This window comes from Streptomyces sp. NPDC002054 (assembly GCF_040296685.1).
Taxonomy (GTDB): domain Bacteria; phylum Actinomycetota; class Actinomycetes; order Streptomycetales; family Streptomycetaceae; genus Streptomyces.
The window spans coordinates 23,714-39,061 of the sequence record NZ_JBEOXT010000029.1 but is presented as its reverse complement, the minus strand read 5'-3'; the positions used below and the strand labels follow the sequence as shown (position 1 = coordinate 39,061).

At 74.9% G+C, this 15,348-nt stretch carries 13 protein-coding genes; 6 read left to right on the top strand and 7 right to left on the bottom strand.

Features of this window, described 5'->3' with window-relative positions; all coding sequences use genetic code 11:
- Nucleotides 1-24: 24 nt before the first annotated feature.
- The 6 genes from ABT123_RS25035 to ABT123_RS25010 all read right to left on the bottom strand — a co-directional run bounded on the left by ABT123_RS25035 (nucleotide 25) and on the right by ABT123_RS25010 (nucleotide 7,753).
- Nucleotides 25-513, bottom strand: a complete 489-nt coding sequence (locus ABT123_RS25035; RefSeq protein ID WP_351318495.1) for a hypothetical protein — start codon at nucleotides 511-513, stop codon at nucleotides 25-27.
- 101 nt (nucleotides 514-614) lie between these two features.
- Nucleotides 615-2,597, bottom strand: coding sequence for a DUF5107 domain-containing protein (locus ABT123_RS25030; protein WP_351318493.1), 1,983 nt, complete (start codon nucleotides 2,595-2,597; stop codon nucleotides 615-617).
- A gap of 242 nt (nucleotides 2,598-2,839) precedes the next feature.
- On the bottom strand, nucleotides 2,840-3,745 hold the full coding sequence (locus ABT123_RS25025) for an arginase family protein (protein ID WP_351318491.1): 906 nt from the start codon (nucleotides 3,743-3,745) through the stop codon (nucleotides 2,840-2,842).
- A gap of 7 nt (nucleotides 3,746-3,752) precedes the next feature.
- Nucleotides 3,753-4,184 (bottom strand): RidA family protein, encoded by a 432-nt coding sequence (locus tag ABT123_RS25020; protein ID WP_351318489.1) that lies wholly within the window; start codon nucleotides 4,182-4,184, stop codon nucleotides 3,753-3,755.
- A 777-nt stretch (nucleotides 4,185-4,961) separates the two neighbouring features.
- Nucleotides 4,962-6,557, bottom strand: coding sequence for an alpha/beta hydrolase (locus ABT123_RS25015; protein WP_351318487.1), 1,596 nt, complete (start codon nucleotides 6,555-6,557; stop codon nucleotides 4,962-4,964).
- A gap of 128 nt (nucleotides 6,558-6,685) precedes the next feature.
- Nucleotides 6,686-7,753, bottom strand: a complete 1,068-nt coding sequence (locus ABT123_RS25010) for an Rv2578c family radical SAM protein (protein ID WP_351318485.1) — start codon at nucleotides 7,751-7,753, stop codon at nucleotides 6,686-6,688.
- A gap of 134 nt (nucleotides 7,754-7,887) precedes the next feature.
- On the opposite strand from ABT123_RS25010, the gene ABT123_RS25005 reads away from it, so the two are divergent.
- From ABT123_RS25005 to ABT123_RS24980, 6 genes are all read left to right on the top strand, one after another.
- Nucleotides 7,888-8,952, top strand: coding sequence for a DUF2207 domain-containing protein (locus tag ABT123_RS25005; protein ID WP_351318483.1), 1,065 nt, complete (start codon nucleotides 7,888-7,890; stop codon nucleotides 8,950-8,952).
- Between the two features lie 102 nt (nucleotides 8,953-9,054).
- Nucleotides 9,055-9,498 (top strand): SRPBCC family protein, encoded by a 444-nt coding sequence (locus ABT123_RS25000; protein ID WP_351318481.1) that lies wholly within the window; start codon nucleotides 9,055-9,057, stop codon nucleotides 9,496-9,498.
- A 213-nt stretch (nucleotides 9,499-9,711) separates the two neighbouring features.
- A complete protein-coding gene (locus tag ABT123_RS24995; RefSeq protein ID WP_351318479.1) occupies nucleotides 9,712-10,545 on the top strand; it encodes a M55 family metallopeptidase in 834 nt (277 codons plus the stop codon).
- A 1-nt stretch (nucleotide 10,546) separates the two neighbouring features.
- Nucleotides 10,547-11,908 (top strand): M20/M25/M40 family metallo-hydrolase, encoded by a 1,362-nt coding sequence (locus tag ABT123_RS24990; protein WP_351318650.1) that lies wholly within the window; start codon nucleotides 10,547-10,549, stop codon nucleotides 11,906-11,908.
- A 17-nt stretch (nucleotides 11,909-11,925) separates the two neighbouring features.
- Nucleotides 11,926-13,935: a S9 family peptidase gene (locus ABT123_RS24985; RefSeq protein ID WP_351318477.1), complete on the top strand. Its 2,010-nt coding sequence runs from the start codon at nucleotides 11,926-11,928 to the stop codon at nucleotides 13,933-13,935.
- A gap of 26 nt (nucleotides 13,936-13,961) precedes the next feature.
- Nucleotides 13,962-14,510: a GNAT family N-acetyltransferase gene (locus tag ABT123_RS24980; RefSeq protein WP_351318475.1), complete on the top strand. Its 549-nt coding sequence runs from the start codon at nucleotides 13,962-13,964 to the stop codon at nucleotides 14,508-14,510.
- Here ABT123_RS24980 and ABT123_RS24975 read toward each other — a convergent pair.
- A complete protein-coding gene (locus ABT123_RS24975; RefSeq protein WP_351318473.1) occupies nucleotides 14,482-15,060 on the bottom strand; it encodes a HEAT repeat domain-containing protein in 579 nt (192 codons plus the stop codon). The genes ABT123_RS24980 and ABT123_RS24975 overlap by 29 nt on opposite strands.
- Nucleotides 15,061-15,348 lie beyond the last annotated feature (288 nt).

Sequence of the window (15,348 nt, the reverse complement as noted above, 5' to 3'; positions counted from 1 at the left end):
GGCTGGGGGCGGCGGCCGGTTCGTTCAGCCCTGGGACGAATCCGGCACCGGAGGGTTGCTGATGCGCGCACCCCCGTTGATGACGCCCGCGGCGATCGCGCCCTTCTCGGCGCGAATGTTTACGTTGCCTCCGACGGCCAGCCCGCCCTGCCCGGCCGACGTTTCGCCCTGGGGGGTGTGCCGGGCCAGCAGGGCGCGCAGCTCTTCGGCGGCCTGGGCCCGCTCGGTGTCGCCCAAGTCCTCCAGGCGGGTTTCGATCCGGGCCTGCCAAGCCGCCACCTGACGGATGCGGGCCCGCTCCGCCTCGGCCGGGTCAGCGTCCGCGTCCGCGGCTTCCAGTTCGCCCGCGGTCTGGTCCAGACGCTCCAGTTCCGCCTGTTCGCGCTGCGGTTCTCCGCGGCCGAACCAGCGGGCGACCGCCTGCCTCAGCCCGGTCCACACGTCCGTTCCCGCGGCCTGCACCACTGCCAAGCCGCCCGCGGCGGCCACTGCCGTCAACGCCTGCTCCAGCATCCCCGTTCCCCCCTCAACCGAACAGTCGAACAGTCGAAGACCAAGCAATACCTCGCGCACGGTAGCGCCGCAGGAGAGGATCGCGCACCGTTACCGGCGGGTTACTGCGGGCGCATGCGGAAGTCGTAGCGGGCCGGGAGGGGGGCGTGGGTCAGGGAGGACCAGACCTCGGAGAGGATCTCGTCGCCCTCGCGGAGGTCAGGGACCTCTATGCCGTCCTCGAACAGCCGCCGGGCGGCGGCCACATGGCCCTCGGCGACCAGCAGCCTCGCCGCCAGCAGCCGGAAGCGCCCCTGCTCCCGCTGGCCAGGCCGGAGCCGGTCCCAGATCTCCCGCGCCTCCCGGGTCCGGCCCGCCGCCAGCTGTGCGGCCATCGCCTCCCGGCCGAGGGCCGATTCCGCAGCTGCCCAAGCCTCGCCGCTACAGGCCTCGCCACTCCGGCTCTCGGCCATCAGGCCCGCGAAGGCCTCCGCATACCGGTCCCCGGCCCGGCCGGGGTCGCCCGCCAGCCCGTCGGCCACCGCCAGGCAGCGCAGCAGGGGCCACCGGGCGGGGGCGAGGGGCAGGCCGCGTTCCCAGCTGCGGACCGCCTGGGCCACATCGCCCGCGTGCCATTGGGCGACGCCCAGGTGGTATTCCGTCAGCGGGTCGGCGGGGGCGGTCTCCAGCATGTCCCGCCAGTGCGGGGCGACCAGGCTGGGGCCCGGCGGGGCGGGGCGGTCCGGGGCGGGCAGCGCACCCGACCGCCAGAGCTCCAGCCAGGGGCGTTCCGCCTCGCCCACCTCCGCCTCCTCGAACGGGGTACCGGGCAGCTTGAGGCCGCCGCACAGCACCTCCAGTGCGCCCCAGCCCGATCCGGTGGCGAGCCGCTGCTCCGGTTCCCGGTCGGCGTACGGGCGCCAGGCCGCGTAGGCCGCGTCCACCCGTTCGCGGGGCAGGGCCGCCCCCAGGGCCCGCTCGGCCTCGCCGCGGGCTGCGGGCCAGTCCGCGCCGTGCACCGCGGCGGGGTCGGCGGCCAGCGGCCCGTACGCCTCCAGCCAGCTGAACTCGGCCCCGGCGTCCAGTCGTACGTGCTCCAGCTGGGTGCGGGCGAGGCCCGCCTGGATCTCCGCGTAGCCGGGGGTGCCCGGCTCGGTGAGCCATTCCTGCCAGCGCCGCCCGCCCCGGCCCGCGCCCCACACGAACAGCTTCCGGCCGCGCAGCAGCGCGGTGGAGGACTGCACCAGTCCGCGCCCCTCGGCATCCAGTGCGGCGATCCAGGGCCGGTCGGCGTCCTCGGCGGGCTCGTAGAACCAGTCGGCCGGGTACTCGCTGTGCAGCGGGTACGTCCGGTCCGCGCCCTCCCACTCCGGCACCGGGACCCGGCGCAGGCTGCGTTCGTAGCCGAAGTGCCAGGCCTGGTCGGCGGGGGCGAGCACCCGGATCCCGGGGGTCTCGGGGACGGCGATATTGGACCACCAGTAGACGGGCGCGGGCCGCTCGTGCGGGTTGCGGACACGGACTCCGACGTACAGGAACGGGGAGGTGTCCGGCAGCCACAGATCCACCTGGAACGGCAGGTTCCGCAGGCGTTCCCACTCCCAGAGCCGGACCATCGTGCCGCCGTCCGGGGCCGGCACGAGGGCTGCGTGCAGCGGCGCGCAGGACAGGGTGGTGTGGCCGGTCGCGCCGATGTTCCATTCGACGCCGCCGGAGAACCAGGCGCCGTTGAGGGCGAAGGCGGCGGGCTGGAACACCGGGTTGCGGTAGAGGAGTTCGCGGCCGGTGGGCAGCTGGACCAGCGAGTGGAGCCGGCCGCCGAGGCCCGGCAGCACGGTGGCTCTGAGGTGCTCGTTCTCCAGCACCACGGCCTCGAAGTCCGTCGCCGACCGCTCCCGCCGGTACCCGTCGTTGAGCCGCACGGGCAGCAGCGACCGCAGCGGCTCGTAGCCGATCTGCCGGGCCATGTCGCGGGGCAGGCCGGCGCGGGCCCGTTCGTCGAGGACGTGCACCTCGTCGAGGACACGGAGCGGCGGCAGCGGATTCTCGGGCCCGAGCGGGGCGGCGGGCAGCGTGAGGACGGCGCGACGCACGGTGGTGGCCATGGGGGAATGGAACACGCCGCGAGGGGCGGAGAACAAGAGCCGGGCGAACGCCGTGCGGGTGGCCCCGCCGGGACGGGGCTTGCCTCCGGCCGGACCCGGCCGAACCCCGGCCGGGACTGGTCGGATCCGGTCCCGACCGGACACAGTCGGTCGACGCCGGTCCCGGCCCTGCCCGGCCGGAACCGGGGTCGGGACCGGGCGAGGCCGGACCCGACCGGGCCCCTTCGGGGCCGGCCACCCCGTCAGGGGGTCGGGAAAGCCCCGGCCACCAGGTCGGCCAGCAGGGCTCCCGCGCTCCCGTCCGGGTCGAGATCGGGGTCGTAGATGGTGACGTTGAGCCCCACGCAGCGCGGCGAGGCCACCAGCACACCCAACAGCTCTGCCAGTTCGGCGGGGAGCAGGCCGTCCGGGTCCGGGCTGTCCACGGCCGGCATCACGCTCGGGTCGAGCACGTCGGCGTCCAGGTGCACCCAGAACCCTTCGGTCACCGGCGGGTGCAGCCCGTCCAGCGCGGCCTTCGCGACCGTCGCGGGCCCGCGCTCGCGGATCTCCCCGACGGTGGCCGTCCGGATCCCGAGCGCGCCCAGCTCGGCCAGGTCTTCGTCGCCGTCGCGTACGCCGAAGATCCGTACGTCGTCGTCGCGCAGGTACGGGGAGAGCCCCTCGATGTCGGCGAGGTCCCGCTGGCCGCGGCCGGTGGCGATGGCCAGCTCCTCCCCGCCGGCGGCCCCGACCGGCCCGTTGACCGCGGTGTTCCCGGCGTGCCGGAAGTCGGCGGAGCCGTCGATGGCGGCGAGCCCGTACCGGCCGAGTCGGCGCATGGCCAGGGAGGCGCCGAGCTGGATCGAGCAGTCCCCGCCGAGCACCACGGGGAACTCCCCGGCCCGCAGGTGGCGTTCGATGCGGTCGGCGAGGGTGACGGTGTACGCGGCGAGCCGCTCGGCGTGGAACACCCCGTCCCCGGCCTGCCAGGTGCCACGGTCGTAGCGGGGCGGCACCACGACCCCGCCCTCCCGGGCGCCGAGGCGCGCCAGCAGTCCTTGCTCGCGCAGGGCCCCGGCGAGCTTGTAGACGCCGGGGACGGTTCCCGGGGCGGGCGGGCGCAGGCCCAGGTTGGAGGGTGCGTCGATGAGTACGAGCGTTCTCATGCCCCCACTATGCCGCACCGGCCGGAGCGGGCCGGTCCGGCGGGATCACGGCGAACGCCTCGATCTCCAGGAGGAGTTCGGGGCGGAACAGGGCCGATACCTGGACCGCGGAGGATGCGGGGAGCCGGTCGGCGGGGATGACGGCGTCGCGGGCGGCCCGGACGGCCGGAAGATCGGCCACATCGGTGACGAAATACGTCAGCTTGACGACGTCCTCGAAGGAGGCGCCGGCTGCGGCCAGGCACCGGCGGAGGTTCTCGAACACCTGCCGGGCCTGCGCGGCGGCGTCGCCGGGGCCGACGACGGCGCCGCGCTCGTCGAGGGCGCACTGGCCGGAGACGGCGATGAACCGGCCGGTGCCGAAGGCGACATGGCTGTAGCCGGTGCCGGGGCTGACGCCGTCGGGGGCGGATATCCGGGTGATGTGATCACTGCTCATGCGCCCCGATCCTGCCAGCCCGGCCGGGGGCCGGGTGGGGCGGGCGGGCCGGAGCCGTGCCACGCGGCCCCGTCCGGCTGGGCTGCCCCCAGCCGGACGGGGCCCGGCGGGCGCCCCGGAGCCGGGCCGAACGCGTCAGCCGGCTGGGCCGACGGCCCGACCAGCGCCGGGCGCCTGACCGTTCGGACCTAGCCGACCGGCAGATCCCGCCCGGACCCGCCCAGGCGGGGCGGGACCGAACCCGGCCGGGTCGGACCCGGGCCAGGGCCGGGGCTGGGCGGACCGGCCTGGCCCGGACCGGTGCGAGCCCGGGCCAGGCGGGCCAGGCGGCCCAAGCTGGATGGGTCCGGCAGACCGAGCTCAAGGCAGGCGAGCCCGGCTTCGCCCCGGGCCGGGGCGGAGCCGGGTCGGGCGGCGAAGGTGGCTGGGCCAACTCCCCGCCGGGCGGGCCGAGTGGCCGGCGGCGGCCGGCCATGCGGGCCGCGCCGGGCAGGCCAGCTGGCGCGGACCTGCCCAGGCAGGGCGGGGCCAAACCGACCCAGGCCGGGCGGGGCCGGGCAGGCCGCGCCCGATCGGGCCCGGGGCCGGGCAGGGCCTGACAGGCCCCCGCGGGCCGATCCCGGCCCGGGTGGGCCGGCCCGGGCGGGCCAGGTAGTCCGGGTCGGCCAGGTGCGCCGTGTGGGCCAGGCCGGGCAGGCGGCCGGCTCGGGCGCCGACCGGCCGGGCGGGCCTAGCCGGCCGGCCCGGCCCGGGCCGGCCGGCCGGGGCCGGGCGGGTTCAGCCGCGGGAGCCGAGGAGGCCGTGGAGGGCGGCGCCGGATGCTGAGGGGGGGAGGGCTCGGGTGGGCGGGGTGGGTTCGGGGGTTGGTTGGGCCGGGCAGGTTGCGTCGGCGGCTCGGCCCGAGCCGAGGTACGCCGCGACCTTCTCGTCCAGGCACTTGTTCCCGCTGAGCGCGACCCCGTGGTTGCCGCCGCCCTGCTCCACCAGCAGCGCCGAGCCCGCCAGCTTCTCCCGCATGCTCACCGCGCCCGAGTACGGCGTGGCCGCGTCCTCCGTCGCCTGGACCAGCAGGGCCGGGGGCAGCTCGGTGTTGGTGATGTCCGGCGCCTCGAGCTGCTCGGTCGGCCAGAACGCGCACGGCGCGTTGTACCAGGCATTGTTCCAGGTCATGAACGGCGCCTTGGCGTGGGTGGCCCACATGTCCCGCCGCCACACGTTCCAGTCCCTCGGCCAGGCCGAGTCCCGGCACTGCACCGCGCTGTAGACGCTGTAGCTGTTGCCGGCCGCCGGGTCGACCGCGCCGAACCGCTCGTACGCGGCGACCAGCGGCGCCGGGTCCTTGCGTACCGCGAACGCGGCGAAGGCCTCCGCCAGGCTGGGCCAGTAGCCGTTGAAGTAGCCGCCCGGCAGGTAGGTGTCCTCCAGCTCCGCCGGGCCGACCTTGCCGCCGGCCGGCTCGGCGCGCAGCGCGTCCCGCATGGCGTACCAGCGTTCCTCGACGCCGGCCGGGTCGCTACCCAGCCCGTACTTCGCGTCGTACCGCGCCACCCACGCCAGGAACGCCTTGTGGCGGGCGTCGAAGGCGATGTCCTGGGCCAGGTTGTCCTGGTACCAGACGCCCGACGGGTCGACGACGGAGTCGAGGACGAGCCGGTGCACCCGCTTGGGGTGCAGCTTGGCGTACACCGCGCCCAGGTAGGTGCCGTACGAGTAGCCGAAGTAGCTGATCCGGGGGGCGGCCAGGGCCTGGCGGAGGAGTTCGATGTCGCGCGCGGCGGCGACGGTGCCGATGTGCGGGAGGACATCGGCGTGCCGGTCCGCGCAGGACTTGGCGAAGGAGCGGACCCGGTCGAGGTTGGCCTCTTCGTCGGCCGCGCGGTACGGCACTGAGTCCGGGCGTACGGGTGTGAAGTGCCCCGGTCCACAGTCGAGGGCGGGCTCGCTGCGGCCGACGCCGCGCGGGTCGAAGCCGATGATGTCGTACTGGGCGGCCACGTCCTTGGGCAGCGCGGAGGCGATGTACCCGGCCAGGGAACGGCCGCTGCCGCCGGGTCCGCCCGGGTTCACCAGCAGCGGGCCCTGGGACTTCGCGGCGGTGTGCGGGACCCGGGTGAGGGCCAGGGAGATCTTCCGGCCGGCCGGCTGCGCGTGGTCGAGCGGGACGCTCAGGGTGGCGCACTGGAGGTTCGGGTAGCGGGTGGTCGCACACTTCGTCCACTTCAGGGCGGCTGCCGCGGCTGCCGCGGCGGGCGCCGCCGGGGCGGCGGCGGTGACCGGGCTCGCCAGGGCGGTGGCGGCGGTGGCGATCGACAGCAGGACGGCGGCCCGCTTCTTGAAGGGGATCGTGCGGGAAGGGGAACGAGGGGGGATCATGAGGTGGGCCTCCCGGCAGAGGGTTCTGGGCGGAATCGTCCCGGAACCCGCCCCCGGAAGGCGGGATTGCCCTGCCTATTGGCCCGATCTGATGACTCTTCCGATCATTGCCCGGGCCGCCGCCGGGGTCACAGCAGGGTCAGCTGGGTGGGCCCGGCCGGGAGCGGCTCGGCGGGGCGTTCCGGCAGCACCGCCTTCCGGGCCGCCCCGCGCCCGCTCGGGCCGATGCCGAATTCGGCGGCCAGTTCGTGGACTTGGCGGGTGATGCGGCGCTGGTACCAGGTCGGCGCGTACGCCCCGCCCGCGTACATCCGTTCGTAGCGTTCGACCAGTCCGGGGTGGTGGGCGGCCAGCCAGGCCGTGAACCACTCGCGGGCACCCGGCCGCAGATGGAGTACCAGGGGTGTCACGGAGGTGGCGCCGGACTCGGCGATGGCCCGCACGGTGGCCCGGAGTTGCTCCGGCGCGTCGCCGAGGAAGGGGACGACGGGCGCCATCAGCACCCCGCATTCGATGCCGTGTTCGGTGAGGGTCCGTACGACGTCCAGCCGGCGGGCGGGTGAGGGGGTGCCGGGTTCCACGGTCCGCCACAGGGCGGTGTCGGTGAAGCCGACGGAGACGGAGATGCCGACCTCGGCGACCTCGGAGGCCTGCTGCAGCAGCTCCAGATCACGCAGGATCAGCGTGCCCTTGGTGAGGATGGAGAAGGGGTTGGCGTGGTCGCGCAGGGCTTCAATGATCCCGGGCATCAGGCGGTAGCGGCCTTCGGCGCGCTGGTAGCAGTCGACGTTGGTGCCCATGGCGATGTGCGCGCCGGTCCAGCGGGGGGAGCCGAGCTCGCGGCGGAGCAGATCGGGGGCGTTGGTCTTGACCACGATCTGGGAGTCGAAGCCGAGGCCGGTGTCGAGGTCGAGATAGCTGTGGGTGTTGCGCGCAAAACAATAGACGCAAGCGTGAGAGCAACCACGATACGGATTGACGGTCCATTCGAACGGCATCCGGGAGGCGCCGGGGACCCGGTTGACGATCGACCGGGCGCGGACCTCATGGAAGGTGATCCCGCGGAATTCGGGGGTGTCGAAGGTACGGGTGACCACGGCGTCCGCGCCGAACAGGGCGGCGGGGGCGGTGGGGGCGGCGGGTCCGGCCGCGCCCTCCGGCCGGCCCGGGCCGGCGGTCAGATTGTCCCAGCGCATGGCGCCTCCTCGGTAGCTCCCGACCGAGAATAGAACAAATGTTCCCATGATCGTGCGGGGGCGGGGCGGGGTGCGGTTTGGGGCCCGGGCGGACCGGGGAAACAGCCGCACAACTGCCCGGGGGGGGTACGGAGATGGCGGACTTCGGCTGGCTGATCCTGTTCGTGGCGGCGGCGGTGGGCTGGCCGGTGGCCGCGGCCCGGCGGATCCGGTCGTACCGGCTGCACCGGGCCCTGCCGGACCGGGCCGGGCCGGTCGGCGGCGTCCCGCTCACGGTCTACGAGATCGCCCAGCTGTACGGCGGCTCGCACTGGGTGGCCCGGACGGCGATCTGCCGGCTGTACCTGGCGGGCCGGATCACGGTCCGCAGCGACAAGCCGCTCGTGCTGACGGCAACCCGGACCGTGCCGGCCGCCCCGGCCGTCGCCCGGGGCCCGAAGGGCCAGGCCTGGGGGGCGATCACGAGCTCCGGAACGGTCATCGGCCCGGCGCAGACCGCCCGGGCGGCGGAGGCGGCAGCGGCCGACCCGATCGGGGCCGCCGTTCTCGCCCTCGCCCATGCCGATGGCACGGCCGTGGGCCGGCTGCTGGCGAACTCCGCCGCGGACACCGACGCGGTACGGGCCGTCCGCACCTCCCTGGTCCGGCGCGGACTCCTCGCCGATCCCGCCCTCCAGACGCCGGCCGTCCGCGCCAGGAAGGTGTTCGTCGCCGCCCGGGCCGGCACCCTGGTGGCGGCAGCCGCCGCGGTCGCCCTGGACCTGGCCTTCGGCCGGACCCACGGCCTGGCCCCGCTGGCCTGCTTCGCCATCCTGACCGCCGCCGTGGAAACGACGGTCCACCGGCGGGCGGGCTGGGTCCCGCTGGTGCGCTCCACCACTGCACCGGCCGAGCGGCTGATGCGCGAATCCGCCGCCGACCCGGACTGGCGCCCGGAACCGGAACCGGGCGAAGCACTCGGCCCGGCCGAGGCGGCCGTCCTGCTGGCCGTCGCCCGCGACTCGTACCGGGCCATGCCCAAGGAGCTGGCGGACGTACTGGTCCCGCCGCCACCCCCGCCGAGCACCGCCCGCCCCTCAACGCGCCGGTCGGGCCCCTGGCCCGGATCGGAAGCGCCCGGCCTCGGCGGCATCGCCGGATGCGGCGGTGGCGGTGGCGGCTGCGATGGTGGGGGCGGCGGCTGCGGAGGCGGTATCTGACGGCCTGCGGTGTGCCGGTACCCGACCCGGATTTGGGCACCTGCCCCGGAGGTGATTGGCTTGCCGCCGCAACGAGCGTTCACGACTGCTGGAGGAACAGGTATGGCGCAGGTCGAGGCCACCACGGAGCGGATCATCGCAGCCGACGCGGAGACGGTGTTCGACGCGCTGGCGGACTACACCGGCACCCGCGGCAAGCTGCTCCCCGAGCACTTCAGCGAGTACGAGGTACGCGAGGGCGGCGACGGCGAGGGCACGCTGGTGCACTGGAAGCTGCAGGCCACCAGCAAGCGCGTGCGGGACTGCCTGCTGGAGGTCACCGAGCCCTCCGACGGCCGGCTGGTCGAGAAGGACCGCAACTCCTCGATGGTCACCACCTGGACCGTGACTCCGGCGGGCGAGGGCACCTCCCGGGCCGTTGTGACCAGCGTCTGGAACGGGGCCGGCGGGATCGGCGGCTTCTTCGAGCGCACCTTCGCCCCCAAGGGCCTCGGCCGCATCTACGACAGCGTGCTCGCCAACCTGGCCGCCGAAGTCGAGGCCTGAGCCCCGCGGTTGGCGGCGGTTTTCCGACGGCGGTTGCCGACGGCGGCTGCCGCCGGAGCCGGTCTCACCGGTTCGAGTGATTTCGCGGCCCGGCCCTGCCGGGCCGCGCGCCACGCGGCAGGAGCCCTGGGCCCCCGCCCGCCCCCTGGATAGGCTGGGGCAGTCCGCGCTGTCGACCGGCGACGCGCACCGGCACGCACACCCGGGGGCCTGATGAAGATCCTCATCTCCGCCGACATGGAGGGCGCCACCGGCGTCACCTGGCCCGCCGACGTGCTGCCCGGGACTCCGCAGTGGGAGCGCTGCCGCTCCCTGTTCACCTCCGACGTCAACGCCGCCGCCCAGGGCTTCTTCGACGGCGGCGCCGACCGGGTGCTGATCAACGAAGCCCACTGGAGCATGCGCAATCTGCTGCTGGAGCGGCTCGACGAGCGGGTCGAGATGCTCACCGGCCGGCACAAGTCCCTCTCCATGGTCGAGGGGGTCCAGCACGGTGACGTCGACGGGATCGCCTTCGTCGGCTACCACACGGGCGCCGGCACCGAAGGGGTCCTCGCCCACACCTACCTCGCCAACTCCATCACCGGGGTCTGGGTCAACGGGGTCCGCGCCAGCGAGGGCCTGCTCAACTCCCATGTGGTCGCCGAGTACGGGGTCCCCGTGGTGCTCGTCACCGGCGACGACCTGACCTGCGCGGACGCCGCCGGCTACGCGCCCCGGGCCCGTACCGTCGCGGTCAAGGACCATGTGTCGCGGTATGCGGCGGTCTGCCGCACCCCGGCCCGGACGGCCGCCGACATCCGGGCCGCCGCCAAGGAGGCCACCGCCCTGGCGGTCCGGCACGATCCGGTGTCCGGCGGCCCGTTCACCGTGGAGCTGGAGTTCGACGCCGAGCACCTGTCGATGGCGGCGACCGTGGTACCGGGCGTGGACCGGACGGGTGAGCGCAGGGTCGCGTACAGCAGCCCGACGATGTTCGAGGGAATCCGGACCTTCAAGGCGGTCACCACGATCGTCTCGGCCGCCGTGGAGGAGCAGTATGGCTGACATGCACACCGAAGAGATCTCCCGGCAGGTCAGCCCTCCGGAATCCCCCGTGGACGCGACGGCCTTGGAGGAGGTGGTCGAGTTCACCTCCGGGCTGATCCGCATCGACACCTCCAACCGGGGCGGCGGCGACTGCCGGGAGCGGCCCGCCGCCGAGTACGCCGCCGAGCGGCTGGCCGCCGCCGGGCTGGAACCCGTCCTGCTGGAGCGGACCCCGGGCCGCACCAATGTGGTCGCCCGGATCGAGGGCACCGATCCGTCCGCGGACGCCCTGCTGGTCCACGGCCACCTGGACGTGGTCCCGGCGGAGGCCGCCGACTGGAGCGTGGACCCGTTCTCCGGCGAGGTCCGCGACGGGGTGGTGTGGGGCCGCGGCGCCGTCGACATGAAGAACATGGACGCGATGGTCCTGGCCGTCGTACGGGCCTGGGCCCGGGCCGGCGTCCGGCCGCGCCGGGACATCGTGATCGCCTTCACCGCCGACGAGGAGGACAGCGCCGTCGACGGCTCCGGTTTCCTCGCCGACCACCACCCGCACCTGTTCGAGGGCTGTACGGAGGGCATCAGCGAGTCGGGCGCGTTCACCGTGCACACCGAACGCGGCCGGGCGCTCTACCCGATCGCCGCCGGCGAGCGCGGCACGGCCTGGCTGAAGCTCACCGCGCACGGCACGGCCGGCCACGGCTCCAAGCCCAACCGGGCCAACGCGGTCAGCCGGCTCGCGGCGGCCGTGGCCCGGATCGGCGAGTACGAGTGGCCGGTCCGGCTGACCGACACCGTCACCGCCTGCATCACCGAACTCGCGGCGCTGGACGGCCTGTCGGTGAACCCGCGCGGACCGGGTTTCGACCTGGACACCGTCCTCGCCAAGATCGGCCCGGCCGCCGCGCTGGTCGAGGCGACGGTGCGCAACAGCGCCAATCCGACCATGATGAGCGCCGGCTACAAGCTGAACGTGATCCCCGGCCATGCCACCGCCTATGTGGACGGCCGGATGGTGCCGGGCGGCGAGCGCGAGTTCATCGACACGCTGAACGCCCTCACCGGCCCGGACGTGGAGTGGGAGTTCCACCACCGCGAGGTGGCCCTCGAGGCCCCGGTCGACGGGCGGACGTACTCGATCCTGCGCGAGTCCGTCGAGCACTTCGACCCGGACGGGCACGTGGTGCCGTTCTGCATGGCGGGCGGTACGGACGCCAAGCAGTTCTCCCGGCTCGGCATCACCGGCTACGGCTACTCCCCGCTGAAGCTGCCGCCCGGCTTCGACTACTGGTCGCTGTTCCACGGGGTCGACGAGCGGGTCCCGGTCGACGCCCTGCACTTCGGGGTCCACGTCCTGGACCGCGCGCTGCGGGCCCTGTGATGCACCCCGGCGAACCGATGCACGCCGGTGAACCAGACGGGCCCGACGGGCCGTACGGCAGCTGGCCCTCGCCCATCGACGCCGCGCTGGCCGCCGCGCTCGACGGGCGCCCCGAGTACGTCGGCACGCTCGGCGGCGAGGTGTGGTGGACGGAGCCCCGGCCCGCCGAGGGGGGCCGGCGGGCCCTGGTCCGGCTCCGGGCCGAGGGCGGCCCGGAGGAATCGGTTCTGCCCGCACCGTGGAACGTCCGCAGCCGGGTCGTGGAGTACGGCGGCCGGCCCTGGACGGGGGTGCCGCGCGGCGAGCGGGGACCGCTGGTGGTGTTCGTGCACTTCGCCGATCAGCGGCTGTACGCGTACGAGCCGGACGTGCCGGGGGCGGTGCCGTGGCCGCTCACCCCGCTGTCCGGGGTCGGCGGCGGGCTGCGCTGGGCGGACCCGGTGGTGCGCGGTGCCGAGGTGTGGTGCGTGCTCGAGGAGTTCACCGGGCCGGCCCCGACGGATGTGCGCCGGGTGCCGGCCGCCGTACCGCTGGACGGGTCGGCGGCCGAGGACCGGTCCGCGGTCCGGGAGCTGACGGACGACCGGCACCGGTTCACCACCGGGCCGCGCATCTCCCCGGACGGGCGGCAGGCGGCCTGGCTGGTGTGGGACCACCCGCGGATGCCGTGGGACGGTACCGAGCTGAAGCTCGCCGAGGTGACGGAGACCGGCGGGCTCGACCGGATCCGGACCGTCCTCGGCGGCCCGGAGGAGGCCGTCGCCCAGGTCGAATGGGCTGCGGACGGCAGCCTGCTGGCGGTCAGCGACCGCAGCGGCTGGTGGAATCCGTACCGGGTCGACCCCGGCACGGGGGCGGCGGTGAACCTGTGCCCGCGCGAGGAGGAGTTCGGCGGGCCGCTGTGGAAGACCGGCCTGGGCTGGCTGGCGCCGCTGCCGGCCGGGCCGGTGGCCGTGCTGCACGGCCAGGGCGCCTCGGTGCTGGGGATACTGGATCCGGAGACCGGGGACCTGGTGGACGTGGCCGGGCCGTGGACCGCCTGGCAGCCGACCCTGGCCGTGGCCGGCTCGCGGGTGTACGGGGTCGCGGCGAGTCCGCGCAGCGGGTACGAGGTCGTGGAGCTGGACACGGCCACCGGCTGGGCCCGGGTGGTCGGGGGGCGGCGCGCGCAGCCGGTCGACCCCTCCTATTACCCGGAGCCGCAGAGCCGTACCTTCCTCGGCCCGGACGACCGGGAGATCCACGCCCACGTCTACCCGCCGCACCACCCGGCCCGCCGGGCCCCGGCCGACGAACTGCCCCCGTTCGTGGTGTGGGCGCACGGCGGTCCCACCGACCACGTGCCGCCCGTCCTGGACCTGCACATCGCGTACTTCACCTCGCGCGGCATCGGCGTGGTCGAGGTCAACTACGGCGGCTCCACCGGCTACGGCCGGGCCTACCGGGAGCGGCTGCGCGAGCAGTGGGGCGTGGTGGACGTGGAGGACTGCGCGGCGGTCGCCCGGGCGCTGGCGGCCGAGGGCACCGCGGACCCGGACCGGCTCGCCATCCGGGGCGGCAGCGCGGGCGGCTGGACGACGGCGGCCTCGCTGGCCGCCACCGAGCTGTACGCGTGCGGCACGATCATCTACCCGGTGCTGGACCTCCGGGGCTTCGCCGAGGAGACCCACGACCTGGAGTCCCGCTACATCGACTCCCTCGCGGGCCCGCCCGACACCCTGGCGGTCCGCTGCCGCGAGCGCTCCCCGCTGGCCCGCGCGGACCGGATCACGGCCCCGTTCGTGCTGCTCCAGGGCCTGGACGACGTGGTGTGCCCGCCGGCCCAGGCAGAGCGCTTCCTGGCCGCCTTGCGGGACCGCTCGGTTCCGCATGCGTACCTGGCCTTCGAGGGCGAGGGCCACGGTTTCCGCCGGGCGGAGACGATGATCCGCGCACTGGAGACGGAACTCGCGCTGTACGTGCGTACATTCGGCCTCACCCGCACGGACGTCCCGCCCCTCGACCTGGCCGGTCCGGACCTGGCATAAGCCCGGACAGGGCCTAGCCTTTGCCGATGGCTGATCTTCCGCTGTACCTCACCACCGGCCCGCGCGTGGGGCTGCGCCCCTTCCGGCTCGAGGACGGTCCCGAGTTCACTGCCCGGGTCCGGGAGAGCCGCGAGCTGCACCGGCCGTGGCTGTCCCCGCCGGACACGGAGGCGGAGTACGAGCCGTACGCGCGGCGGCTGATCGAGGAGGAGGCCCGGGCCGGGTTCCTGGTGTGCGAGCGGGCGAGCGGGGGCATCGCCGGGTTCATCAACATCAACAACATCGTGTGGGGCGCCTTCCGGTGCGGGGCGCTGGGCTACGGCGCATTCGCGCAGGCGGCCGGCCGCGGCCTGTTCGCGGAGGCGCTCGGCCTGCTCGTCGGCTACGCCTTCGAGGAGCTGGACCTGCACCGCCTGGAGGCCAACATCCAGCCCGCCAACACCGCCTCGATCGCCCTGGTCCGGGGCCGCGGCTTCCGCCTGGAGGGCTTCTCCCCCGACTTCCTGTTCATCGACGGCGCCTGGCGGGACCACGAGCGCTGGGCGATCACCCGGGAGATGGTGGCAGCGCCCTGAGCGCCCCGGTCGCCGTGACCGCCAGGCGGGGGTGGGACTGGGCGCGGAGCAGGACCTCGCGGGCGCGTGGGTCGGCGAGGGTGCCGAGGCCCTCGACGCAGGCCAGGGCGATTCGCCAGTACGGGTCGTGGGGGGACAGCAGCCGGGTCAGGGTGGCGATCAGGGCCGGGGCGGATTCCGGGGCGCGGAGGGCGGTGAGGAGCCGGACCGGCTGGAGGGCGTAGGCGGTGCGCAGGGGGTTGGTGGCGAGGGCGGCGGCGGCCCGGGCGGTGCGCGGGTCGCCGAGGACGGCGAGGGCTTCGGCGGCGGTCGTGCAGCGGGGTGGGTCCCGGTGGTTGAGGAGCAGGACCAGCGCTTCGAAGGCGCGCCGGTCGCCGGCCAGGCCGAGCCGGTAGGCGGCGAGTTCCCGCGCCCAGAGGGGGAGGCCGCCGGCGGTGAGCGCCTCGGCCAGCTCGTCGGGCGGGGCCGCGGCGAGCCGCTCGTACTCCGCCGCCCCGGCGGACTGGTCGGACTCGGCGGCCTCGGCGCGAAGCCGTTCCAGCGCAGTCATCCGCCCACGATAGGGGGTTGGGGCGGGCCCCGTCGGTCTCCGCCCGGACTCCAGCCGCCCGCCGGTCGGTTGTGCACGTCACACCTCCGCGGCTCTGGCCAAGCGGTTACCAGTGGGGTTACTCTCGCGTCAGCAGGAGCGGCCTGGTGACGCAGCCGCCCCCGCGTCGGTCGGTTCGGCATGTCTGTACGGCGGGCGCCCCGGGACAGGGCCCTTCGCCGCAGCACCGTCATGCATCGCGTAACGCGTATCGCGTATCCCGCATCGCCCCGCCCGCGCACACCGCAC